The sequence below is a fragment of the Pseudomonas sp. S10E 269 genome (genome assembly GCF_002798465.1).
Classification (GTDB): domain Bacteria; phylum Pseudomonadota; class Gammaproteobacteria; order Pseudomonadales; family Pseudomonadaceae; genus Aquipseudomonas; species Aquipseudomonas pergaminensis.
The window spans coordinates 5,174,709-5,198,200 of record NZ_PHIJ01000001.1; the positions used below are offsets into that span (position 1 = coordinate 5,174,709).

Annotated in this window: 19 protein-coding genes; 15 read left to right on the top strand and 4 right to left on the bottom strand. The window is 60.9% G+C overall.

The annotated features are described in order from the left end of the window. The first annotated feature begins 32 nt into the window (after nt 1–32). The 8 genes from CWC48_RS30595 to CWC48_RS24150 are packed head-to-tail and all read left to right on the top strand — an operon-like array spanning nt 33 to nt 8,970. Nucleotides 33–164: a type VI secretion protein gene (locus CWC48_RS30595; protein WP_078048784.1), complete on the top strand. Its 132-nt coding sequence runs from the start codon at nt 33–35 to the stop codon at nt 162–164. A gap of 16 nt (nt 165–180) precedes the next feature. Continuing rightward, entirely contained in the window at nt 181–1,353 is a 1,173-nt protein-coding gene (tagH, locus tag CWC48_RS24120; RefSeq protein WP_100490489.1) for a type VI secretion system-associated FHA domain protein TagH, read from the top strand. Between the two features lie 5 nt (nt 1,354–1,358). Continuing rightward, nucleotides 1,359–1,844, top strand: a complete 486-nt coding sequence (tssJ, locus tag CWC48_RS24125) for a type VI secretion system lipoprotein TssJ (protein WP_100492450.1) — start codon at nt 1,359–1,361, stop codon at nt 1,842–1,844. 1 nt (nt 1,845) lies between these two features. Beyond that, nucleotides 1,846–3,174 (top strand): type VI secretion system baseplate subunit TssK, encoded by a 1,329-nt coding sequence (tssK, locus tag CWC48_RS24130; protein ID WP_100490490.1) that lies wholly within the window; start codon nt 1,846–1,848, stop codon nt 3,172–3,174. A gap of 5 nt (nt 3,175–3,179) precedes the next feature. Further along, nucleotides 3,180–4,043: a type IVB secretion system protein IcmH/DotU gene (gene icmH / locus CWC48_RS24135; RefSeq protein WP_177409452.1), complete on the top strand. Its 864-nt coding sequence runs from the start codon at nt 3,180–3,182 to the stop codon at nt 4,041–4,043. Nucleotides 4,044–4,058: 15 nt separating this feature from the next. Next, nucleotides 4,059–7,418, top strand: a complete 3,360-nt coding sequence (tssM, locus tag CWC48_RS24140; protein ID WP_100490491.1) for a type VI secretion system membrane subunit TssM — start codon at nt 4,059–4,061, stop codon at nt 7,416–7,418. Next, nucleotides 7,415–8,128, top strand: a complete 714-nt coding sequence (locus tag CWC48_RS24145; protein WP_100490492.1) for a PP2C family serine/threonine-protein phosphatase — start codon at nt 7,415–7,417, stop codon at nt 8,126–8,128. The genes tssM and CWC48_RS24145 overlap by 4 nt, the downstream gene beginning before the upstream one ends. Further along, nucleotides 8,125–8,970 (top strand): serine/threonine-protein kinase, encoded by an 846-nt coding sequence (locus CWC48_RS24150; RefSeq protein WP_100490493.1) that lies wholly within the window; start codon nt 8,125–8,127, stop codon nt 8,968–8,970. The genes CWC48_RS24145 and CWC48_RS24150 overlap by 4 nt, the downstream gene beginning before the upstream one ends. Before the next feature lie 4 nt (nt 8,971–8,974). Here CWC48_RS24150 and CWC48_RS24155 read toward each other — a convergent pair whose 3' ends face one another. Then, the gene (locus CWC48_RS24155; RefSeq protein ID WP_078048778.1) at nt 8,975–9,304 is read right to left on the bottom strand and encodes a DUF6388 family protein; all 330 of its coding nucleotides are present in this window, start codon (nt 9,302–9,304) and stop codon (nt 8,975–8,977) included. 252 nt (nt 9,305–9,556) lie between these two features. On the opposite strand from CWC48_RS24155, the gene CWC48_RS24160 reads away from it, so the two are divergent. Then, nucleotides 9,557–11,635: a PTS sugar transporter subunit IIC/EAL domain-containing protein gene (locus tag CWC48_RS24160; protein ID WP_099491629.1), complete on the top strand. Its 2,079-nt coding sequence runs from the start codon at nt 9,557–9,559 to the stop codon at nt 11,633–11,635. On the opposite strand, the gene CWC48_RS24165 is transcribed toward CWC48_RS24160, so the two are convergent. From CWC48_RS24165 to CWC48_RS24175, 3 genes are read right to left on the bottom strand one after another with little or no spacing between them, the layout of a single operon-like run. Then, nucleotides 11,629–12,462, bottom strand: a complete 834-nt coding sequence (locus tag CWC48_RS24165) for a metal-dependent hydrolase (RefSeq protein WP_099491627.1) — start codon at nt 12,460–12,462, stop codon at nt 11,629–11,631. The genes CWC48_RS24160 and CWC48_RS24165 overlap by 7 nt on opposite strands. A gap of 15 nt (nt 12,463–12,477) precedes the next feature. Continuing rightward, on the bottom strand, nt 12,478–13,368 hold the full coding sequence (locus CWC48_RS24170; protein WP_099491625.1) for an SDR family oxidoreductase: 891 nt from the start codon (nt 13,366–13,368) through the stop codon (nt 12,478–12,480). Next, nucleotides 13,365–14,903 carry an NAD(P)/FAD-dependent oxidoreductase gene (locus CWC48_RS24175; RefSeq protein WP_100490494.1) on the bottom strand — a complete coding sequence of 513 codons (1,539 nt, stop codon included), beginning with the start codon at nt 14,901–14,903 and terminating at the stop codon, nt 13,365–13,367. The genes CWC48_RS24170 and CWC48_RS24175 overlap by 4 nt, the downstream gene beginning before the upstream one ends. A gap of 266 nt (nt 14,904–15,169) precedes the next feature. Between CWC48_RS24175 and CWC48_RS24180 the strand changes: the two genes are divergently transcribed. The 6 genes from CWC48_RS24180 (at nt 15,170) to CWC48_RS24205 (ending at nt 23,378) form a co-directional block, all read left to right on the top strand. Beyond that, nucleotides 15,170–16,168, top strand: coding sequence for an alpha/beta fold hydrolase (locus tag CWC48_RS24180; RefSeq protein WP_100490495.1), 999 nt, complete (start codon nt 15,170–15,172; stop codon nt 16,166–16,168). A gap of 294 nt (nt 16,169–16,462) precedes the next feature. Beyond that, nucleotides 16,463–17,743, top strand: a complete 1,281-nt coding sequence (locus tag CWC48_RS24185; protein WP_100490496.1) for an alkane 1-monooxygenase — start codon at nt 16,463–16,465, stop codon at nt 17,741–17,743. A 133-nt stretch (nt 17,744–17,876) separates the two neighbouring features. After that, complete coding sequence (praA, locus tag CWC48_RS24190; RefSeq protein ID WP_028616492.1) at nt 17,877–18,371, top strand: alkane oxidation protein activator PraA; 495 nt, start codon at nt 17,877–17,879, stop codon at nt 18,369–18,371. 132 nt (nt 18,372–18,503) lie between these two features. Further along, nucleotides 18,504–18,998 carry an alkane oxidation protein activator PraB gene (gene praB / locus CWC48_RS24195; RefSeq protein WP_078048771.1) on the top strand — a complete coding sequence of 165 codons (495 nt, stop codon included), beginning with the start codon at nt 18,504–18,506 and terminating at the stop codon, nt 18,996–18,998. Between the two features lie 132 nt (nt 18,999–19,130). Then, the gene (locus tag CWC48_RS24200; protein WP_078048770.1) at nt 19,131–20,585 is read left to right on the top strand and encodes an outer membrane protein transport protein; all 1,455 of its coding nucleotides are present in this window, start codon (nt 19,131–19,133) and stop codon (nt 20,583–20,585) included. A gap of 267 nt (nt 20,586–20,852) precedes the next feature. After that, nucleotides 20,853–23,378, top strand: a complete 2,526-nt coding sequence (locus tag CWC48_RS24205) for an acyl-CoA dehydrogenase (RefSeq protein WP_100490497.1) — start codon at nt 20,853–20,855, stop codon at nt 23,376–23,378. Nucleotides 23,379–23,492 lie beyond the last annotated feature (114 nt).

The following is a 23,492-nucleotide window of genomic DNA, read 5'->3' on the forward strand; positions in this document are numbered from 1 at the left end:
TATGGGCGGCTTAATTTCATGGGAGAAACCTGATGCCTTTTCATCGGTGGCAAGCCGTTGTGCTTGTGTTGTGTTTGTTGAGTGGCTGCAACGCCAATTATGTCTTTGATGATGCCGACTACCGTCCGTTGGGTGACCCCGAGGCGATGCGTCGTGGCCAGTGAGCAGGGGAGCACAGCCATGCAATTAGTATTCGAAGTCTGTAGGACCACCAGCGACTTGCCGCCGGCTCGCAAGACGTTTGACGGCGTCGGCGGCGTAATCGGTCGTGGGGCGGGGTGCGACTGGATTATCCCTGACGCCAATCGCCTGATTTCCAGTCACCATGGCCTGGTCAGCTTTCGCGAGGGCCAGTACTTCCTGACGGATATCAGCAGCAACGGCATCGGCGTGTCAGGCAGCATGGAGCGGCTGTGCAAGGGGCAGGCACGGTTGATCAGTGCGGGGGATGTGTACCAATTGGGAACCCTGGAAATTCGTGCCCGCCTGCTGGAGCCTGCCCGGCAGTCCTTGGCCAGGGATGACGTGATTCCAGACGATGCATTTCTGGGACTTGACCCTGTTCATGAGTTGGATCGCGAGCCGTTTCGTGGCGATGCGTCAGCGTTGCCGGACACTTTGGACGCCTCCGCACAGGCGATGCCACCCTCGCTGTGCCAGGGGCCCGTGGACCGCGACCACTTGGTATTGCCAAGGTGGGCTGAGCCGGACGAACAAGTGACTGCGCCTCTCCCGGCAATGGCTGCACCTGCCAGCCCGGACGCATTCTGGTCGCAGTTTGCGCAGGCATTGGGCATCCAGGTCGACACCCTCGATACATCGGGGCGCGAAGCCCTGGCGATCAAGGTCGCGGGACTGTTCAGGCAAACCCTCGAAGGGTTACAGCAAAGCCTTCGCACCCGTGATGAGCTGAACAGTGAGATCCAGGGCGCGTTGGTGGTTCCGGTGCGTCATACCCGCAACCCGTTGAACGACTGTGCCGACACCCAGGCTGTCGTGTCGTCGCTGTTGGGGACTGGCGAGCCGGGCCAACTGTCGGCCGAGCAGGCCGTTGCCCAGGTGTGTCGAGACCTGCAGGTTCATCAACTGGCCCTGGTCGTCGCCTGTCGAGCCACCGTAAGGAGCGCGTTGGCGGCTTTTGCGCCAGGGCATCTGTTGCTGTGTTTCGAGCGCGAAGGCAAGCCCTCGCGGTTCCACACCGATGGCGTGCACTGGCGAGCCTATCAACGCCACTATCGACGGCTGGCTGAAGACACGTCCCTGGGCGAGCAGTTATTACGCACTGAGTTTTCCAAGGCCTACGAGGAGCAGGTGCGCCTGGTCTCCACGCTGCATTCCGGGTACCCAGGATGATGTTCATGTATCGAGTCACTACCAGCTCAATGTTGCTGGTGCTTGGCCTGTTGGCTGGGTGCAGCACGCTTTCGCCTTTGTCGAGCCTTACCAAACTGGACCTGACGTTGACGTCCAGCGACGACGTCAACCCCGACCTTCATGGTCGTCCATCGCCAGTGGTGATGCACCTGCTTGAGTTGCGCCATCCCGTGGCCTTTGAACACGCCGACTTCTTCAGCCTCTATGGCCGGGCCGAGCAGACACTGCCCAAGGATTGGGTCGCCAGCGAGGAACTGGAGCTGCGTCCGGGTCAGCAGACGGCGCTCAAGCTCAGTGTCGGGCCACACAGCCGGTATGTCGGCGTGCTCGCGGCCTATCGTGACTTGCCCCACGTGCAATGGCGGCTGGTGGTGCCCGTGGTCCCTGGGCAACGTGCCCGGGCCGAAATCGTGCTGGACCAACAGGGTATGCGGATAGCACCCCGTCATACCGACAGGACGGAGGACTGAGATGCAAACCCATAACGTTATCTGGCAAGAAGGCATGCTGCTCAGGCCCCAGCATTTGCAGCACAGCGATCGCTACTACCATCGGCAACTCAACCGCACGCGCCTGCTGAACAGCGATGCCTGGGGTTTCCTGACCCTGGAAGTGGACGTGCAATACCTCAACCTGGGCAAGGTGGTTGTCACCCAGGCCAGCGGTGTATTACCCGATGGCAGCCTGTTCGAACTCAGCGGTGCGATGGAGCCCCTGGTGCTACAGGTTCCTGCCAACGCAGGCAGGCAAGCGGTCTACCTGGCGTTGCCGCTGGCGACTGACAATCAGGTGCACGTGCGCAGGCAGGAGCAAAGCGATGTCCTGGCGCGTTACGTCGCTTATGAAACCGAGATAGGGGACACCAATGCCGGTGTCGATTCCCTGTGCCAGGTCCACTGTGCACGCCCGGATTTGCGCCTGGTGTTGGGGGAGCAGCCCAGTGATCCGTCCTACGTGAAACTGCAGGTCGCCCAGGTGTTGGCTTCGACCCAAGAAGGTGGGGTGCGGCTGGAGGCGGATTTCGTGCCGACGTTTCTCTATCTGCAAGGCGCCGGCTATGTGTCGTCATGCGTCAAGGAAGTGATCAGCCTGCTGGCCAACCGTGGCGAGGCGATTGCCGCCCGCATCCAGGGCAGTGGTGCCTCTGCCGGGGCACAGGTCGGTGATTTTCTGATGCTGCAATTGATCAATCGTGCGGAGTTGATTTTGCGTCACTACCTGAGCCAGGCGCAGGTCCGTCCGGAGCAGGTGTTTCGGGAGTTGCTGTCGATTCTTGGCGAGCTGTCAACGTTCGCCAGCGACAACAAGCGCGCGCAATGCTCGGTGCAATACCAGCACGGTGATCAAGGCGCGAGCTTCCGTGGGCTGATGGAGGGGCTTCGCACCTTGCTTTCATGGGTGCTGGAACAACATGCCATTGAACTGACGCTGCAACCGCGCCAGTACGGGGTATTGGTCTGCCCGGTGAACGATCTCAAGCTACTCGGCTCGGCCACGTTCATTCTTGCGGCCACTGCCCAGTGCGATACAGAGGAGCTGCGCCATCGCCTGCCATCACACCTCAAGATCGGCCCCGTTGAGCGCATCCGCGAGCTGGTGAACCTGCACCTCGCCGGCATCAAGGTCAAGCCGCTGCCGGTAGCGCCGAGGCAGATTCCGTTCCATGCGGGCAAGACCTATTTCATGCTCGAACTCAGTCCCCGCGACATCGCGCAACTGGAGCAGTCGGGTGGTTTCGCCTTTCACGCCAGCGGCGAGTTTGCCGAGCTGCAACTCAACTTCTGGGCTATCAGGAACTGAATGCCATGACGATGGACAGTGAATACCCGCAGGACGAAAAAACCGTGCTGCTCGACCGAGAGGGGCTAGGCCCGGCGCATGGGGCCGTCACGGAATTCCCATCGCCGCCACGTTTCGAGCAACTGGAAGACCGCATGATCTATAGCGCCCACTTGCAGGGCGCGCAGCGCTTCAGCGTGGGCTCCAATATCCTCCTGGCAGCGGCCTGGGAACTCTTGTTGCAGCTCGTGCAACTGAAAACCGGCCCTGCTCGGGAAAGCCTGTTGTCGCTCAATGACCAGCTTTCATCCGAGGTCAATGCGTTTGAGGCACGAGCCCTGCACCAGGGCGCTGAAAATAGTCAGGTGATGTCGGCGCGCTATGTGCTCTGCACTGTGATTGATGAGGCGGTGGTCACCACGTCCTGGGGCAGTCGCAGCGACTGGTCGAAGACGAGCTTGTTGAGCCGCTTTCACAACGAAACCTTCGGCGGTGAAAAGTTCTTCCAGTTGCTGGAGCGCTTGTCCCGCGATCCTGTCAAGCATGTGGCCATGCTGGAGCTTATGTACGTGTGCCTGTCGCTGGGGTTCGAGGGCAAATACCGGGTCATGGAGCGGGGCAGGGTGCAGCTTGAGAGTATGCAGGATGCGGTGTATCGCCAGATCCGGCATGTGCGCGGTGAGCGACTGCCTGTTTCGCTTTCGCCCGCGTCGATGAAGGTAACTCGGTCGCGCGTCCGCTTTATTTCTTTCACCTGGGTTGCCCTCGGTGTGCTGGCCTGCTTACTCGTGATGTATTCAGGCTTTGCCTGGGTTTTGGGGCAGGAGCGCATGACGGCGCTGCAACCTTTTCAATCGTCGGTGTCAGGCGCGTCCCAGACGCCCTTGTAACGCAGGGAGCAATGAATGAACGCATTCTTCAAGGGCGCGGGCACGGTGCTGCGCAAGAGTTGGGCCTGGAGCCTGTTACTGGTGTTTTCCTGTGCGCTGCTGGTGTGGTTTTTCGGGCCTTTGCTGGCGGTGGATGACTACCGTTTCTGGCAAAGTTCCACTGCCCGTTTGCTGACCATCAGCGCGATGCTGTTGTTCTGGGGATTGGCGATGGTTGTGGTAGGCGCACGCCGCGCTGTTCGCCTCGATCAGCCTGAACACCAGGACCGTCATCGACGACAGGCATTGATCAGCAACGAAATCGGGCACATACGCGGGCGCTTTAAAGAGGCCCTGCACACCCTGAAAACTTCACGCTGCTATGGTGAACGCAGCGAACGCTCACGCAACGAGCTGCCCTGGTATCTGTTGATCGGCGAGCAGGGGAGCGGCAAGACGGCGTTGCTGTCCGCCAATGGGTTGCAGTCACCCCTTGACCGGACCGAAGCGGCGCGTCCAGGCACGAGCGCCTACTGTGACTGGTATTTCGCGGATGAGGCGGTACTGGTCGAATTGGCTGGCCGCTACTTGGACCAGCCGGACCCTTCGGTAGACGGGTCAGGTTGGTCGGCCTTGCTGGGCCTGCTCAAATCGTGGCGCCGATCACGGCCGCTCAATGGCGTGGTGGTGACGCTGTCAGTTGATACGTTATTGCGCAGCCATGAACACGACCTGCAGCTGCAGGCGCGTAACGTGCACACCCGCTTGCAGGATATTCAGCAGGTATTGCATGTGGATGTGCCGGTTTACCTGGCATTGACCCAGGCTGATCGGTTGCCTGGGTTTGCCGAGTTCTTCGATGCGCAACAGGGCGACAGCGCCGACGATGTGTTGGGTGGTTGCTTGGCAGCCGGTACGACCGGCATTGACGTCGCCGAAGTGCGTGAAGCATTCGACGCGTTGCTGCAGCGCCTGGGCGCCGAGCTGATCCCGCGTTTGCATCAGGAGCGAAACCTTGAGCGACGGGGCCAGATGCTGGAGTTCCCCCGGCAGGTTGCACGCCTCGGCGATGGCTTGGGCCTGTTTATCGAGACTGCGTTTTCCGCCCATCGTTATCAGCGTATCAATGGCCTGCGAGGGTTCTACCTGACCAGCGCGAAGTCAAGCGATGGACGTGCTCACTTTGTCCAGGGCCTGTTCAATCGCGTGATTTTTGCCGAGGCTGATCTGGCCGGGCTGCATTCCCCGGAGCGGCAGCGTATACGTCGACGTCACGGGGCATTGGCGCTGGCTGCATCAATCCTTATCGGCGCAGCGGCAGCGTTATGGATGCACAGCTATTCGTTCAACCATCAGCGGTTGGTACAGCTGCTGGCATTGACCAGCTCCACGCCTTCAACCCCGCTCAGCCTGGACGATAGCCCGGCATTGTTGGCGTTGCTGGACAGTCGGCTGGCCGCGACACGCGTATTTCCACCGCAGGCAGCGGCACGATGGGTCGATCGGGCCGGTTTATATCAAGGCGACGTCAGTCGTGCGCTGTTGGACGGCGCCTATGAAGAGTCCCTGCGTCAGCAACTGCTGCCCTTTGTCACCTCCCTGCTCGAAACGCAGGTGCAAGCGAGCCTGGGTGACCGCGAGCGCTTGTTGGATAGCCTGCGCGCCTACCTGATGCTTAACCTGCGCGATCGACGTGATACGGCTTTGGCGGAATATGTGGCCGGGCAATGGCCTGTGGGGAATGCAGGGGATACATCGGCACATAAGCGACTGAGCGAACACCTCATGCGGCTCCTTGAACAACCCTTTGAAGTGGCGTTGAACGATGAGTCGGTAGCCCAGGCTCGCCAGGCGTTACGCGGCGAATCACTGGCCGAGGTGGTCTACCGTGCACTGCGTGATCACGCGCGGGATCTGGAGCCTCACCACTTGGCTGCAGGTCCGGCGTTCTCCAGGGGCGAGTCAGCCGTTCCGGGGTTCTATACCAAAAAGTACGTTGAGTATTTCGAGCGGCAGGGCCCTCAGTTGGTCAATGCCATTGCCCAGGATAATTGGGTGCTTGGTGAGGCAACTGATCTCAGCGTAATGGCGTTGCGTAAGTTGATGCTGGAGCTGGAGCAGCGCTATTTCAGTGAATACGCCGATGCCTGGAGTGAAGCGCTTGGTCGACTCCGACTGGTGGAAAGTGACAGCCTGAGACAAAGTGCGCAGCAGTTGGCAAGCCTTGCATCCAGCCAGTCGGGGGTGCTGCAGGTGTTGCAGCAGGTGCGCGAAAACACCCGTCTGGTGCCGGCATCGCAGCGGTTTGAGGCGGTTAGCCAGCACGCGGGTGCGTTGGGCACGGCAGCCACAGGCGTGCTGAATAGCGTGGTGCCGGCGGATACCGCCCGACGTGCATTGCAGCGCCGCTTCGAGCCATTGCACCAATTGCTCGATGACGAGCAAAACCCCGCTGGCGAGTGGATACAGGCATTGCGCCTGCTGGACGAACTGCAGCTGCAATTGTCGACACTGAGCCGGGAGAGTTCGCCGGAGCAGGCAGCGTACAAGCTGGCCAGGCAACGCATGGAGGGGCAGCAACCGCTCTTGGGGAACCTGCGGGATACGGCCATGCGCTTGCCTGCGCCGCTCAAGGGCTGGTTCGAAGGGGTTGCCGAGCAGAGTTGGCGCCACCTGCTGGATGACGCCTATGTGTATATCAATCAGCGTTATCAAAGTGAGGTCCATGGCTTTTACGCGAAGGCGATTCGGCAACGCTACCCGTTCAATGCCCATGCTGGCGGCGACGTCGCCCTGGATGATTTCCAGGCCTTCTTCAAACCGCGAGGGACGATGGAGCGCTTCTATGATGGCTTCCTGCGGCCCTTCGTCAGTGCCGAGGGTAACCGCTATCGTTTGCGCAGTCTGGAGGGGCATAGTCTGCCGGTGTCGCGTTCGCTGCTGGATCAACTGGCCAAGGCCCAGACCATCCGCCAAGGTTTTTTCACCGAGGACCAGGGGGATTGGGCCGTTCGGTTTACGCTGGCGCCCTACAGCCTGGACCAGGCGGTCAGCCGGGCGACGCTGCGGGTAGGCGATCAGCAGTTGGAATACCGGCATGGTCCGATCGTGCCAATGGCCTTCCGTTGGCCGATCGACACCGATAACGGTCGCAGCAGCCTGATACTGGAACGCGGTGCAGAGCGGCCATTGGGCATCGAAAAAGACCGGGGCGCCTGGTCGCTGTTCCGGCTTTTCGAGCTGATGCAAAACGAGGCCGCCAGCGGCAGGGACGCGCAGATCCTCAAGGCTGACCTTGCCGGCTTGCGTGCCAATTACCTGCTCACCAGTCAACGCAACCCCAGCCCGTTCCAGATTGCGACATGGCGGACCTTCCGCCTGCCGGAGCAGCTGTGAGCCGGGCGCTCTCCTGGCGAAGCGCCGGGCAAACGGCGCAAGGCAAGCGTCGCACGCACAACGAGGATGCCTTCCTCGACTGCCCGCAACGCGGTTGCTGGGCGGTCGCCGATGGCATGGGCGGCCACACGGCCGGGCGTGTCGCCAGTCAACGGGTGGTCAGCAGCCTTGCTGCGCTGTCGGGCGAAGGCGGGTTGGACCAGCGGGTCAAGGCGATCCGAGGCTGCCTGCGCGGCCTCGACAGCCAACTGCAACCCGCCGATGGGCTGTCGGGCATCATGGGCAGCACGGTCGTTGTGCTGGTGCTCGAACACGACCGCGCGGCGTGTATCTGGGCCGGGGACAGTCGCTGCTACCTATGGCGCGGGCAGCGTTTGTATCAGCTGTCGCGTGACCACTCCTTGCAGCAGCATCTGATGGACAAACAGCACTTGAGTCCCGAGCTGGCCCAGGCTCATCCCGGCGCAAAAGCCTTGACCCGCGCGATCGGTGCTCGACAGCCACTGAGCCTCGAGGTGCTGGAACTGGGCGTCCACGCCGGGGATGTGTTTTTGTTGTGCAGTGATGGCCTGTACCAGGGGCTCAGCCACAGCGCGCTGGGGAGCGCCATGAGCGCAGGCACGCCACGTCAGGTGGTGGATCGATTGTTCAGCGATGTGCTGCGTGGGCCGGCGCCGGATGACCTGACTGCCGTGGTGGTCCAGTCATGAGCGAGGCGCCGGCCTTGCCAAGCCTGCTTGCGGGGCGCTATCAGCTTGAACGAGTCCTTGGCAGTGGCGGCATGGGCGTGGTCTATCGTGCCCGGGACCTGCTGCATGAGGCGTTCGGCGAGCCGGACTGCCGAGTGGCGTTGAAGCTGTTGGGTGAACCTCTTTCCATGTGCGCCGACGCCCATGTGTTGCTGTACAGCGAGTTCGCTATGACCCGCAGCCTGCGCCATGAGCACGTCGTCCGTGTGTTTTCTTTCGAGGTCGACACGGATCACCAATTGGCATTCTTCACCATGGAAGTCATGCCTGGCCTGACGCTGGACCGCATGCTGCCGGAGTGTCCCCAGGGGCTGCCCTGGCACGCGTTGCAGCCCATGGCGTTGCAACTGCTCGACGCCTTGGACTACACCCATCGACAGGGTGTCCTGCATGGCGATGTGAAACCGGCGAACATCATGGTGGGAGAGCAGGGGATGCGCCTGTTCGACTTTGGCCTGGGGCATGCCGAGGTGCAGGCGAGGGCCGGGTTACCCGGCTTGAGCCGCAGTCGCCTGAACGCCTGGACACCGGCCTATGCCGCGCCGGAGTTGATGGCGGGAGGGGCACCGTCGGCCAGTGCCGACCTGTATGGGGCGGCGTGTGTGCTTTATGAACTGGCCGAGGGGCGACGCCCCGGTGATCGCCAGGGCCATCAACGGCTGCCTCGGCCCAGGCAATTGCCCAGGCATTGCTGGCCGTCGTTGTGCTCAGCGCTGGCGATGGACCCCGAGCAGCGAACGGTCAGCGTCGCCGAACTGCGCGAGGCGTTGGCGAACCGGCGACGTCGCTGGTTCCTGGGGTAATGCGTCAACCGGCCAGGTCATGCAGCTGGCAGTACTCGGTCCAGCTCAGCCCTGCCATCTGCGCCACCTCCTTGTGCACCTCAAGGCGTTGGGCCTCGAAGGCTTCGGCGGATTCGCTGGTGAGCTTGAGGGTCAATTCCCAGGCAAAAAGGCCCTGGCGCTCGGCCTCTGCTTCGAAGGCTTCATGCAGACGCTCGGCGCGGTATTGGGCCAGGGTTTCGCCCTTGGCCTGGGCGGCCAGCGGGTTCAGGCTATCGAGTTCGGTGGCGACATCGGGGTGTTCGTCGAGGAATCTGTCCAGCGCGAGCTGGTGGTTATCACCGGGTTGTGACAAGGGCTTACTCCAAACATAGAGAGGGTCAGGCGGACATTCACACAGGCCTCATTGAAGCAGATCCAGGGATAAGTCTGGGTGTGGACATTCAATTTTTTGGCAAGATCAGGGAATTGCCTGTCGTCCACTGCGGAAAATTCACCCGGATGAATGGCAAAAGGCTTTCGCTCATCGTGCCAGGACGTGTAGCGTTAGCCCGTGTTTCCGGCCCTGCCTTTCAGGGACAGTGGGCGATGGGCAGGGGGATGGGTCATGGCACAAACGCTGTTCAAGCTGTTCTTCACGCAACGTCTGGCTGCGTTGGCCAGCACCGAGTCGCTGCGGGCGATTCGCGAAGGGTTGTTGTGGATCCTGCCATGCCTGCTGGTATCGGCGGGCTTTCTGATCCTGTCCGAATGCGCCCGCGTCCTTGGCTTCGACCCGCAAGTGGTGGCGTTCCTGGCGGGCCTGCACAACCAGATCAGCTCGGTGATCCCGCTGCTGGTCGCCGCTTCCATCGGTTATATGCTGGCGATCCAGCATCGTCTGCCGCAACTGCCGGTGGCGTTCCTGTGCCTGGCCCATGTGGTGGTAGCGACCTTTATCCTGCGCGAATACCCCAGGGCTTCGGCCACCTTCGTACTGTTTATCGCGATTGCATCGCCGTTGCTGAATGTGCCGGTGATTGCCTGGCTGCACCGGTTTCGCTGGACCCGGTTGGTCAATGAAGACCTGGTGGGGCACAACCTGCGGGGCGCCATCAATATGGTGCTGCCGGGGGCCATAACCGCCCTGGCATTGGTGGTGGTGTTGTCCTTGTTGCTGCAGATTCCGTATGTAGCGCAGTTGCAAGGCCCCCAAGTGCTGAACGCGCTGCAGTCGCCCTACGGCAGCGGCCTGTTCGTGACCCTGATGAATTCGCTGCTGTGGTTTTTCGGCATCCACGGCGTGTACGCCATGCAACCGCTGTTCGACGTGCTGGACCAGGCGGTGGTGCTCAATAACCTGGCACTGGCGGCGGGTGAGCCGATCAAATATGTGTTGAACAGTGGCCTGTTGGGCAGCTTTGCGTTTATCGGCGGCTCGGGCGGTGCCTTGTGCCTGTTGCTGGCAATCCTGCTGTTCTCCAAGAGCCAATCCATGCGCCTGTTAGCGGTGGCGAGCCTGCCGCTGTCGCTGTTCAACGTCAGTGAGGTGCTGTTGTTCGGTTTGCCGATCATCCTCAACCCGCGTTTGTTCATTCCGTTTCTGATCGTGCCCGCGTTGAACGCCGTGGTGGCGTTGACAGTGGTGCAGATGGGGTGGGTGTCGCCGGCGGTGGTCAGCGTGCCCTTCACGGCGCCGGTGTTGCTCAATGCCTACCTCAGTACCCACGGCGATTTGGCTGCGGTGGTTTTGCAAGTGGCGCTGCTGGGCCTGGGCACCCTGGTGTATGCGCCGTATGTGCGCGCAATCCATCGCCAGGCCACCGAAGGCGGTACGGTGTACCTCAAGTCCCTGGACATGACCTTCCGTGGGCTTGAGGAAAAGGGCCGCCTGCGAGAGCTGGACCCGATACTCGCCTCCCACAAGATTCTGGCGCGCCAGGCCACTGAGATGAGCCGTATCCAGCAGATCAGCGACTACGAGTTCTACCTTGAATTCCAGCCGCAGGTCTCGACCCGCACCGGCCTGTGCACCGGTTGTGAAGCGCTGATGCGCGCCCGCGATGCTCAGGGCACGGTGCATTCGCCGTGGGAGTTCCTGCAGTGGCTGGCCCAGGCGCGGTTGATGCCTGACGTGGATGTGTGGGTGGCGTCCCAGGCGGTTCGCCAGTACCAGAAGTGGCAGAAGCTCGGTTTTGCCTTGCCGATGACCATCAATATCTCCAGCGCGACCCTCACCGACGCGGCTTACGGTGAGCGCCTGGTGAACATCCTCGCCCAGGCCCATGGGCAGGTGTCGGTGGAAATCACCGAAGACGCGTTGGTGAGCGATATCCAGGTCACGCGCCAGACCATCCAAAAGCTGCAGGCCATCGGTGCCAAGGTCTACATCGACGACTTCGGCACCGGGTTTTCGGCCTTGAGTTACCTGCACCAATTCCCGGTCGACTTCATCAAGATCGACCGCAGCTTCGTGGTGGCCCAGCACGACCCCAAGGGCGCCCAGGTCATGACCGGCATGCTGCGCTTCTGTGAGGCGCTGAACCTGGGCGTGGTGGTGGAGGGCGTCGAGACTGCCGAGCAATTGGCCTTCCTGAACAACGGCGCCGAGTTGATTATCCAAGGCTGGTATTTCAGCAAGGCGCTGCCGGGTGACCAGTTGGAAGGCTTCGTGCGTGAGCGCGCCGCCTTGGCACAGGTTCAATAGCCGCGTTGAGTCTGCTCGATGTCCTTGAGCAGCCCGTCGATGCCGGCCAGGCGCGCACGGTTATCGTGGTCCCAAGGGTGAAAGCCGGGCTTGAAGTAGTGCAGCCATGGCACCAGCATCCGTGGGAAAACACCCCTCGGCCCATATAGAAATTTCAACATGCGCCAGAAGCCCTTCACGTGCCCACCGGCTTTGCGGTCGGCAATCAGCAGGCGCAGGTGGAAGTCGAACACCACCAGCCAGAAGAACACCGTGGTGGTCAGCATGGTCCCGGTGCGCAGCAGGTAGCGCTTGGGCCCCGGCTTGATCACGCGGTTCCACACATCGAAGGCCACGGCCTTATGTTCGGTTTCCTCCAGGGCGTGCCAGTACCACATCTGCTGGTAGCCCTTGAGTGAGTCGCCAAAGCGCGACGGGTCGCTCAAGAGTATTTCCGCAAGCATCGCGGTGTAGTGCTCAAGGGCGATGGTCACTGCCAGGTTGAAGGACGGCGGCAGGTGTTTCTTCTGCAGGTCGAGGATGAATTTAAGGCGTCGGTCCAGGGTGTGCGCCGGCAGCCCTGCACATTGCAATAGGTCGTTGTAGGCGACGTGCTCGCGGCTGTGCATAGCCTCTTGGCCGATAAAGCCCTGGATCTCTTTTTTCAGTTCAGGGTCGTCGATGTGCTGGCGGTAGTGGCGCACGCTGTCCATGAAAAACAGCTCGCCCTGGGGGAACAGCAACGACAGCGCATTGAAAAAATGCGTAATGAACGGACCCTGTTCATGCCAGTCCTTGATGCGCTCGGCGGGCAGGGCGAAACGGATGTCACGGCGGATCGGCAACATAGTGTGTGCTCCTGTTCAGAGGCGAGGCTCGTCGTTGGTTTCAAACACCGGCGTGCGCGGCTTGGGGGCCATGCGCTTGCTGGCGAACACCACCAGCGCTTGATAGGCCGCCGGCAGGCAACGGGCGAGCAGGTCGAGGAAATACGCGTCGCGGCCGATCAGCACGCGACGCTTGTTCTTGCGCACGCCCTGCAGGATCACCTTGGCGGCCTGGTCGGCGTCGGTAATAAACAGCTTTTCGAAATCGGCACGGGCCTGCTGTTCGCTGTGGATCAGGAAACCGGTCATGTTCGCGTCGATGCGGCTGCTGCGGCAGATATCGGTGCGAATGCCGCCGGGGTGCACGCAGGTGGCCGACACGCCGCAGCCCTGCATGTCCAGCTCCTGGCGCAGGGATTCGGTAAAGCCGCGCACCGCAAACTTGGTGGCGTTGTAGCCACTCATGCCTGGTTGAGCAAACAGGCCGAACACGCTGGAGGTGTTGATCACGTGGCCTTCGCCTGACGCTTTCAAGTACGGCAGGAACGCCTTGGTGCCGTGGACCACGCCCCAGAAGTTGATGCCGACGATCCATTCCAGGTCGGCATAGTCCACGCCCTCGACGGTGCTTGACAGGGCAACCCCGGCATTGTTGAACACCAGATTGACCCGGCCGTGTTCAGCCACGCAGCGCGCAGCCCAATCCTCCATGGCCTGGCGATCAGAAACATCCAGTATCTGGGTGGTGATCACCACGGGGGCCAGGGTCGAGGACTTGATCAGCGCCAGGGTCTGCTCCAGTCCCTGGCCGTTTTTATCCGCGAGCGCCAGGTGGCAACCTTCCCGCGCCAGGGCCACTGCCAGGGCGCGGCCCATGCCGGATGCCGCGCCGGTAATTGCCGCTACGCGGCCATTGAATGACTTCATGACAGGCTGCCTTCCGGGGTGGAGTGGGGGGCCGACACGGGCCGGCTGGGCGGATTGATCGGTAGCAGGTCGGCCACGTAATCCTTGAGCGCAAACTGGCGGGTCACCTGTTTGAAGCGCCAGGTCGAGCCGGGCCACAGGGTGGTGTTCTTGCCGGTGCGTGGGTCGAGGTACCAGCTCTGGCAACCGCCGGTGTTCCAGATGGTGCGCTTGAGCTTGGCTTGCAGTTGCTGGTTGTAGGTGCTCTCCACGGCGGCCTTGACGTCCACGGTGGCGATGCGATGCCGTTGCATTTGCTGGAGCGCGTCGAGGATGTAGGTCACCTGGGCTTCAATCATCAGGATCATCGAGTTGTGCCCCAGGCCCGTGTTGGGCCCGACGATCAGGAACAGGTTGGGATAGCCAGGCACCGTGGTGCCCTTGTACGCATGGGCGCCGTCTTTCCAGGTGTCCATCAGGTCCACGCCACCGCGCCCGATGATGCAGTCGCGGGGCAGGGGATCGGTGGCCTGGAAGCCGGTGCCGAAGATCAGGCAATCCGCCGGGTGCTTGAGGCCGTCGCTGGTGAACACACCGTCCGCTTCGATGCGCAGCACGCGCTCGGTCACCACCTCGACATTGCTGCGCGACAAGGCGGGGTAGTAGTCATTGGAGATCAGCACCCGCTTGCAGCCGATGGTGTAGTCCGGGGTCAGGGTCTTGCGCAGGGACGGACGCGCCACTTGCTTGTGCAGGTGGCGCAGGGCGATTTTCTGCACCATCTTCATCAGCCGCGGGTGCAGGGCAAAGCCGACCACGCGGCCTTCCAGCGCCCAGTAGAACGCGCTGCGCACCAGGCGCTGGGTGAAGGGCAGGTGCTTGAACAGCCAGCGCTCGACGGGAGAAATCGGCCGGTCGGGCTTGGGCATGATCCACGGTGGGGTGCGCTGGAACAGGTCCAGATGAGCCACCTGCGGTGCAATCTGCGGTACAAACTGAATGGCACTGGCGCCAGTGCCGATCACCGCCACGCGTTTACCCTTCAGGGAGTAGCTGTGGTCCCACTGTTGGGAGTGAAAGCGCTTGCCCTTGAAACTGTCCAGGCCCGGAATATCCGGCAGCGCCGGGCGCGACAGGCCGCCCATGCCCGACACCAGCACCCGCGCACTGACCTGGCGGCCATCGCTGAAGCTCAACTGCCAGCGTTGCTGCTGCTCATCGAACACGGCACGTGTAAGCCCCATACCGAAACGCAAGTAGGGCGCCAGGCCAAAACGCGTGGCGCATTGCTCCAGGTACGCACGGATTTCCGCTTGCGGCGCGAACTGCCGCGTCCAGTCCGGGTTGGGCGCAAAGGAAAACGAATACACATGGGACTGCACATCGCAGGCGCAGCCGGGGTAGTGGTTGTCCCGCCAGGTACCGCCGAGGGTGTCAGCCTGCTCGGCGATGAAGAAGTCGGTAAACCCGGCTTCCTTGAGCTTGATCGCCATGCACAGTCCGGCAAAGCCGGAGCCGATGATGGCGATGTCGATTGAGTCACGCTGGGCAGTCATAAGTAGTCCCTCGTCGGCATCGGGTGTGCGCCTTTTCTTGTTGTGTCTTTTAGATAGAACACCATTGCAAAGAAAAATTGAATTACTTATTTTAAAAAAGATTTTAAATAATCTACCTGAAAATATCGCCTACGCTAGTCCCAGGTTCCTCATGTGCGCGCTGTCCGACGGGCAGGCACGAAGTTCAGGTCCAGGGTGTGGACGATGGCTGAGGCCCGATCAATACCGGTCGGGTCGCCAGCTGCAGGGATGCAGAGGACCGAGCTATGGCTGTTGAATGGGTTATCGCTGCGGCTGTATTTATAGGCGCGAGCGCCGTTTTGTGGGGCTTCAGCACATGGATGACGCGGCGTATCGAAGCCGCTGTTCCGATCAATGGGCGCTTCGTGGAGGTCGAGGGCGAGCGCTTTCATTATTACGAAGAAGGCAAAGGCCCGCCGCTGGTGATGATTCACGGGCTGATGGGCAGCAGTCGCAACTTGACCTACGCCTTGTCCGGACAACTGCGTGAGCAGTTTCGCGTCATCACCCTCGACCGTCCGGGGTCGGGCTATTCCACGCGCCATAAAGGCACCGCCGCCGACCTGTCTGCCCAGGCACGGCAAGTGGCGGCCTTTATCCATACGCTGGGCCTGGATAAGCCCTTGGTGCTGGGGCATTCCCTCGGCGGCGCCATTTCCCTGGCGCTGGCGCTTGACCATCCCCACGCCGTATCGGGGCTGGTGCTGGTGGCGCCACTGACCCATCCACAACCCAGGTTGCCCTTGGTGTTCTGGTCACTGTCGGTGCGACCGGCCTGGCTGCGGCGATGGGTGTCATACACGCTAACCGTGCCCATGGGCCTGCTGACGCGCCGCTCAGTGGTCAAGGGCGTGTTCGCCCCCGACACGGCCCCCGAGGATTTCGCCACCCGCGGCGGCGGGCTGCTGGGCATGCGGCCCGACAACTTTTACGCCGCGTCGAGCGAGATTGCCCGGGTCAACGATGACCTGCCGGACATGGTCAAGCGCTACCCGCAACTGACGCTGCCCATCAGTTTGATCTATGGCGCGCGGGACAAGGTCCTGGACTTTCGCAAACACGGCCAGGCCCTGGCCGACAAGGTCCCGGGCCTGAAGCTGCAGGTGGTGGAAGGGCGCGGGCATATGTTGCCGATCACCGCCACCGCAAGAGTCGTAGAGGCGGTGCAGCAGTTGGCCAAGCGTGTGCGACCTCCGGAAAGCGCCGCGATTCTGCATCCACCGTTCGCCTTGGCGAACAAATAATGGTGGCCCTTACTGCGCAGCGGTTCGTCGCAAATGCTTGCCCTAGAGACCTGACCAAACGGCTGAAAAAGAGACTGCCGAGTCACGTTCAACAGGGTTCGAAAAAGTAGTTGACGACCTATCGATTCCGCGCTATTTCTTTAAAAAAATATTTCAATGTTTATTTTGAAATGATTTTTGAAATGCCTAAGAGCGAATAAAAATGAAAAAAACGTCTTTTATCGCATGGTTGAATTCCTGGAGCATTCAGCGCTCCCTGAACCTGTTTTCCACTGCCATCCCACGGAGGTTGCCATGAATCAGACACTGGCAGCCCCAAGCGTATGGACCGACGGCAAGCGTCACCTGTGGTGGCTGGGCATCATGCCCCTGGCCACGCCTCTGCTCTCCGGTGCCCTGGCTATCACCACCGGTATCCAGCAACTCTGGTGGGTTGGTGTATTGGTGATCTTCGGCCTGATTCCGCTGATCGATGGCTTGCTCGGTGAAGACGTGAGCAACCCTCCTGAGTCCGCCGTCACCCACCTTGAATCCCAGAGCTACTACCGCTGGATCGTGTACACCGGCGTAGTGTTCGTGATCTCGTCAGTGGTGATCACCGGCTGGCTCGCCGCTGGCGGTATCGACTGGATCATCCAGGGCGGCCTGTTGCAGGCTGCCGCGAACCTGGAACCGTCCAGTGCGTTGTCCCACGCCGCCAGTTACATCACCGCCCGCACCCAACTGCACGGCGAGCCGAGCTGGTTTACCTACCTGGGCATGGCCATGTCGACCGGCGCCGCCACCGGCATTGCGATCAACACGGCCCATGAGCTGGGGCACAAGCCCAACGCGCTGGAAGTATTCCTGGCCAAGGTCACCCTGGCACCGACTTTCTATGGGCACTTCTACACCGAACACAACCGTGGGCATCACGTGCGCGTCGCCACGCCGGAAGACCCGGCCAGCTCGCGCCTCGGGGAAAGCTTCTGGGCTTTCCTGCCACGCTCGGTCTGGTTCAGTGCCCGCTCGGCGTGGAACCTGGAACGTGAATGCCTGCGCAAGCTCGGCCTGCCGGCATGGCACTGGCAGAACGGCGTACTCAGCGCCTGGATGTACAGCGTGGTGTTGTGGGGCGCGATGATTTATTGGCTGGGGGCGGCGGTGATTCCGTTCCTGATCATCCAGGGCATCTACGGCTTCTCGCTGCTGGAAGTGGTCAACTACGTCGAGCACTACGGGCTTAAACGCCAGAAGTTGCCCAATGGTCGGTATGAGCGTTGCTCGCCACGCCATTCTTGGAACAGCAACCGTATTGTCACCAATATCTTCCTGTTCCAACTTCAACGGCACTCTGATCACCATGCCAACCCGACCCGTAGTTACCAGTCGTTGCGCCACTTTGATGAATCGCCGCAACTGCCCTATGGCTACGCGAGCATGATTGTCTGGGCATATGTGCCGTACTTGTGGCGCCGCCGCATGGATCATCGTGTACTGAATCATTACGCCGGGGATATCACTTTGACCAACCTTCAACCTTCACAACGGTTGAAGTACTTGGAGAAGTACAGCAACAGCGCCAAACCGTTTTAAGTTCAAGTAACACATTGTTTGCGTACCCGGGGCCTGCGTGCCGCGCAGGCCTCGATCGCCCAAGGTTTTCCAGAACAGTTGCAAGAAAAGTGTTTGACCCGAACAAAAATAATTAAAGGGAAGGACGTACACCATGCAAGCACCTGCCAAGTTCACCACCCACATCGTGTTGGCCGCACTGGGCCTGATCGCCTATCACCAGGCCCAGGCCGCGCGTATCGAGCCGGCCGGTAGCGCCTTTACGGCCCAGGGTCCCATCAGTTTCTCCAAAGGTGCGCTGATCAGCGCCGATTGCACCATCAAGGTGGCCGGCAAGGTCGCAGCCGATGGTTCATCAGTGAACGTCGACAAAGTTGAATTCGACGGTGGCCTCAAGTGCAGCCGGGTCGAAGCCACCAACTTGCCATGGATCTTAGTGGCCAAAGACACCAAGAGCGGCTCCATGTCGAAGATCAGCGTCGATGTGCATGCATTCGGCCTCGGCGGCAAGTGCGGCCCCTCGACCGCCGACGGTACCTGGGATAACGCCACCGGCAAGTTGGAAGCCGCCAATGTGCCGATTGGCGAAGACTGCAAGATCAAGACGGTGTCGATCAAGATGCCGCCAAACTTCAAAGTTGTGGAATAACGGTTAAATGTTGTTTCGGTAATTGAATTGAAATTTGGCTGGAAAGGGAAGTTCTGCAGTTTCACCGTGACCTCTCGTTCATGGCCATTACCCCTGGCGAAATGACTTCGCCATAACATGTGAGGAAAAACAATGAAAAGCTTGAAAACCCTCGTATCGTTGTCTGCTTTGGCTGTTTGCATGGGTGCTGCTTCGATGGCGAACGCCTACAGCATCAGTCCTGTAAGCACAAGCTTCACTGCGCCAGGCACCATCTCGGTGAAGTCGCCTTCGTCCTTCCAGGCCACCGTTAACTGTGGTGCCACGTTTACCGGGAATGTCGATGCGACAGGCGTTGCCAAGATCACCGGCGTCGCGGTCACCGGTGGCGGCCTGTGCGCGCTGCCCAAGATCACCGGTCTGCCTTGGACCCTGACTGCCACCGGCCCTGCCGCCGGTTCGGTGACAAACGTCGGCTATACCATCGCCAGCTCGATTCTGTACCCAGCCTCCAATTGCGGCCCTTCGACGATTACCGTGGGCTACAGCGGTGGTGTGCTGACCGCTGCCAACCAGACCCTGAGTGGCAGTTGCACCGTGGTGAGCCTGAGCGTCACCCCAAGCCCTGCGTTGACGATCGTGCCTTGAGGCGCGCGTAAGAACGAAGGGTTGATCACCCGTTGAAAAACTGGCGCCTTGACTGGGCGCCAGTTCATGAATTGCAAGCCGAAAGACGAACCGGCAGGGCTGGCTCAGAGAGATAACAATAAGGAGTGCCGCATGAATAATAAGAAACAACATGTGCAGGTTTTGTTGGGGCTGGCGTTGATTGGCGGGGCAATGGCGACCGCCCCGGTGCAGGCCGGTGGTTTTTCGACACCGACCTACGGCGCGCCAGGTTGGGGGCGGGCATTTGGCGGTGGTTCGCTGTTCAAGAATGACCCCAGCTCGGCATACAACAACCCGGCGGCCATGGCGTTTGTGGAGCACAACGTTGCGCAATTTACCGTCGACTACGCGCGCATCAAGATCAAGTACAAGGGCGATGCCTCTGATTATGCGGGCAACCCCATTTCCAATACGCCATTGGATGCCAATGGTTTTCCCGATGTTGCGGCGACCACGGTCAATAACAACGATGGCGGCCAAGGCGGGTTTACTGCCTGGTTGCCGACCGGTTTCATGGTCATGCCCCTGGGGGATCGCTTCGCATTCGGCTTGAGCCAGGTGGTGCCCCAGGGTATGCGTTCCACTTGGGACCAGGACTCGAAACTGCGCGACTTTGCCGTGGATACCAAAATTGAAACCGTAGGTTTGACCGGGTCCCTGTCGTTCAAAGTGAATGATCAATTCTCCATCGGTGGTGGTGTGATCGTGCAGCACAGTAAGGGATTCGTCAGTCAGAACGTCGACTTGTTATCTGCCGCGGCAGTGTCCGATTCGGTGCTGGGAGGGATCAATTTCCCGTCGGATGTCGGCAGTGCGCTGATGCGTGTCAAAGTTGACAATATCTCGGCTGGCTGGTTTACCGGCGTCGTTTGGAAACCTACCGAGCGCGATACGCTTGGCTTGAATTACCACGCTAAGATCAAGAACAAGATGACCGGCAAATACAACATGTACGCCGATCAGTTTTCCTACAACCTGATGACACAGCCGAGCCCGTTTGGCGGCAGCGGTACATTGGTGAACACCGCTTATCCAGGGTTGGAGCTCATGCCGGACGGCGCGCACGCCAGTGTCCAACTGGATATTCCTGCCACAGCGGGTCTGGACTGGGTACACCAGTTCAACGATCGTTTCACCTTGGGGGCCAGCGTGACCTGGACGCAGTGGTCCTCATTCAAAGACCTGACGCTCAAGTCCGGTGGCAACACGATTGTGTCTATCCCGTATAACTATAAGGACACCTGGATGTACTCCCTCGGTGGTGACTATCGCTTGACCGACGAGCTGACCCTGCGAGCGGGTGTCGCGCTTGATCAGACGCCGACACGCAATTCGACCCGCGACCCGCGGATCCCGGATGGCGACCGTACATTCCTGTCGTTGGGGGCTGGCTATGACGTGAAAGCAATCAAGGGGCTGAGTGTCGACCTGGCCTATTCCCATCAGTTCGTGCAAGAGGTCAAGCTCAAGACTCAAAACGTTGATCGCCTGGGCGGTGCAAGCCTCGATGGCAAGGCGGAGTCGTCGGGTGATGTGGTCAGCGTATCGGCCACTTACGCGTTCTGATGCGTTGTGGAGAGTGATGGCAGGGAGGCATCAAGCGCATCTTGGTGCCTTCGTCCAGGCATTCATCCTCATTTCATGGGTAGTTTCCAGCGTAGTGACAGACCCGGCTGACGTGTTCAGCCACTCTTTTTTCGCCCAAGCATTAAATAAAAATTTCAAAACAAAATTTGAATTTAGCGTTCCGAGTTTGTAGTGTGGCTTTACGCCGCAGCTCACATCGAGCGGCCAGCGTAATGGTCATGCCCTGAATCGAATTGAGGTATCCCCATGATTATCTGGTTATTGGTGGGTTTCGCAGCTGCGATTGCCCTGGCGTATCGACAAGCCGCTGCCATCCACTGGTTGGGGGCAGGCCTGATCTGGCTGGCGGCGGGTTACCTGTTCAACGTGGTGGCCGGTTTCGGCATGAGCGTTGCGGCGCTCCTGGTGGTGTTGCCCGCAGCGATGATGACGATCAAACCCCTGCGCCGCGCCTTGCTCACCAGCAAGGCCCTGGGCCTGTTTCGTACAATCATGCCGGCTATGTCCGACACCGAACGTGCGGCCATCGAGTCCGGCACCGTGTGGTGGGACGCCGAGCTGTTCAGCGGCAAGCCCAACTGGCAGCGCCTGCTGCAAGCCGCACCGGCCAGCCTGAGCGCTGAAGAGCAAGCCTTCCTCGATAACGAAGTCGAAACCCTGTGCGATATCGCCAACGACTGGGAAACCACCCAAGTCTGGCAGGACATGTCGCCCGAAGGCTGGCAGTACACCAAGGATGCTGGGTTCCTCGGCATGATCATTCCCAAGCAATACGGCGGCAAAGGCTTCTCCCACTACGCGCACTCGCAGGTGGTGATGAAGCTGTCGACGCGTTGCTCGGCGGCCGCCATTTCGGTGATGGTGCCCAACTCCCTCGGCCCGGCCGAGCTGCTGTTGCATTACGGCACCGATGCCCAGCGCAATTACTACCTGCCGCGCTTGGCGCGGGGTGAAGACATCCCGTGCTTTGCCCTGACCAGCCCGTATGCGGGGTCCGATGCCGGGGCGATTCCCGACTTGGGCATCGTCTGCAAAGGTACCCATGAAGGCGAGGAAGTCCTGGGCTTCCGCGTGACCTGGGACAAGCGCTACATCACCCTGGGCCCGATTGCCACGGTGCTCGGCCTGGCGTTTCGCGCCGAAGACCCGGATGGCTTGCTTGGCCAGCCCGGCTCGCTGGGGATCACCTGTGCGTTGATCCCGACGTCCCATCCGGGGGTAAACAGCGGTCGCCGCCATTGGCCACTCAATGCCGTGTTCCAGAATGGTCCTACCACCGGCAAGGATGTCTTCATCCCACTGGAATGGGTGATCGGTGGCCGCGAGCAAGTCGGTAACGGCTGGCGCATGTTGATGGAGTGCCTGGCAGCCGGCCGGGCGATTTCCCTGCCGTCGGCCAACGTCGGCCTGGGCAAAGTCGCGGTGCGCGGCACCACCGCCTACGCGGCGATGCGCAAGCAGTTTGGCCTGCCCATTGGCAAGTTCGAAGGCGTGCAAGCGCCGCTGGCACGCATGGCCGGGCACCTGTATGCCTGCGATGCGGTGCGCAAGGTCTCGGTGGCGTCCCTGGATGCGGGAGAGAAACCGTCGGTGATCTCGGCGATCGCCAAGTACCACGTCACCGAGCGTGCGCGGATCATCGTCAATGACGGCATGGACATCGTCGCCGGCAAGGGCATCTGCATGGGCCCCAACAACTTCCTGGCCCGTGCCTATCAGCAAAGCCCCATCGCGATTACGGTAGAAGGCGCGAACATCATGACGCGCTGCCTGATCATCTTTGGCCAGGGCCTGATCCGCTGCCATCCCTATGTGTTCCGTGAGATGGAAGCCGCGCGCAACCCGGACCGGCGCCAGGCGCTGGAAGCGTTTGACAGCGCGATGTTCGGCCACGTGAGTTTCGTGCTGGCCAATACCGTCCGAGCAGCGGTGCATGCCCTGACAGGCGGGCGGTTGATTTCTGCCCCGGCCAAGACCGACCCGGCACTGGCGTCCTACTACCGCCAGGCCAATCGCCTGTCGGTGGTGCTCGCGCTGACGTCGGACATCTCCATGGGCGTGCTGGGCGGTGCCCTCAAGCGCAAGGAAAGTATCACCGGGCGCCTGGGCGATATTCTGTCGCAGCTGTACATCCTGTCCTGCGTGCTCAAGCGCTTTGAGGATGACGGTCGGCCCCAGGCAGACCTGCCGCTGGTGCACTGGTCGGCCCAGGACGCGTTGTTGCGTGCCCATGAAGCGTTGGCCGAAGTGCTCGATAACTACCCGTCGAAAGTGGCCGCAAGCGTGCTGAAGGCGTTGACGTTCCCGTTCGGTATCCCGCTGCGCAAACCGTCGGACCGCCTGCTGGCCGAAGTTGCTGATGTGGTGCAGACACCGGGCGAGACCCGCGACCGACTATTGGCCAATTCCTACATACCCCGTCCGGAAATCGACAAGTTGGCCTACGGCGAACTGGGCTTCCGCCTGCTGCCGCAAGTCGAGTTGATCGAGGCCCGACTCAAGCCGGCGGTCAAGCAGGGCCTGATCGCGCCGATGCCGATCTCGGCCACGGCCTTTACCGCCTGGCGCGTCAAGGCGCGGGCACTGGACTTGATCAGCGACGAAGAAGACACCTTGCTGGGGCGCTATGTGGAATACGCCGACCACGGCATCCAGGTGGACGACTTCCCCCAGGACTTCGGCTTGCTGGAAGCCTTGCAGCAGCGCAAGCAGGCGTTGGAACCGACGACGAAACGTCGCAACAACCAAAGCGAAAACGTCTCGGTCAATTAGGAAAATCACGGTCAAGGTGGGAGCTGGTTTGCCTGCGAAGGCATCACCTCGGTACGACTGACACACCGAGTTGCCTGTATCGCAGGCAAGCCAGCGCCCACAGGGGATCGGGTT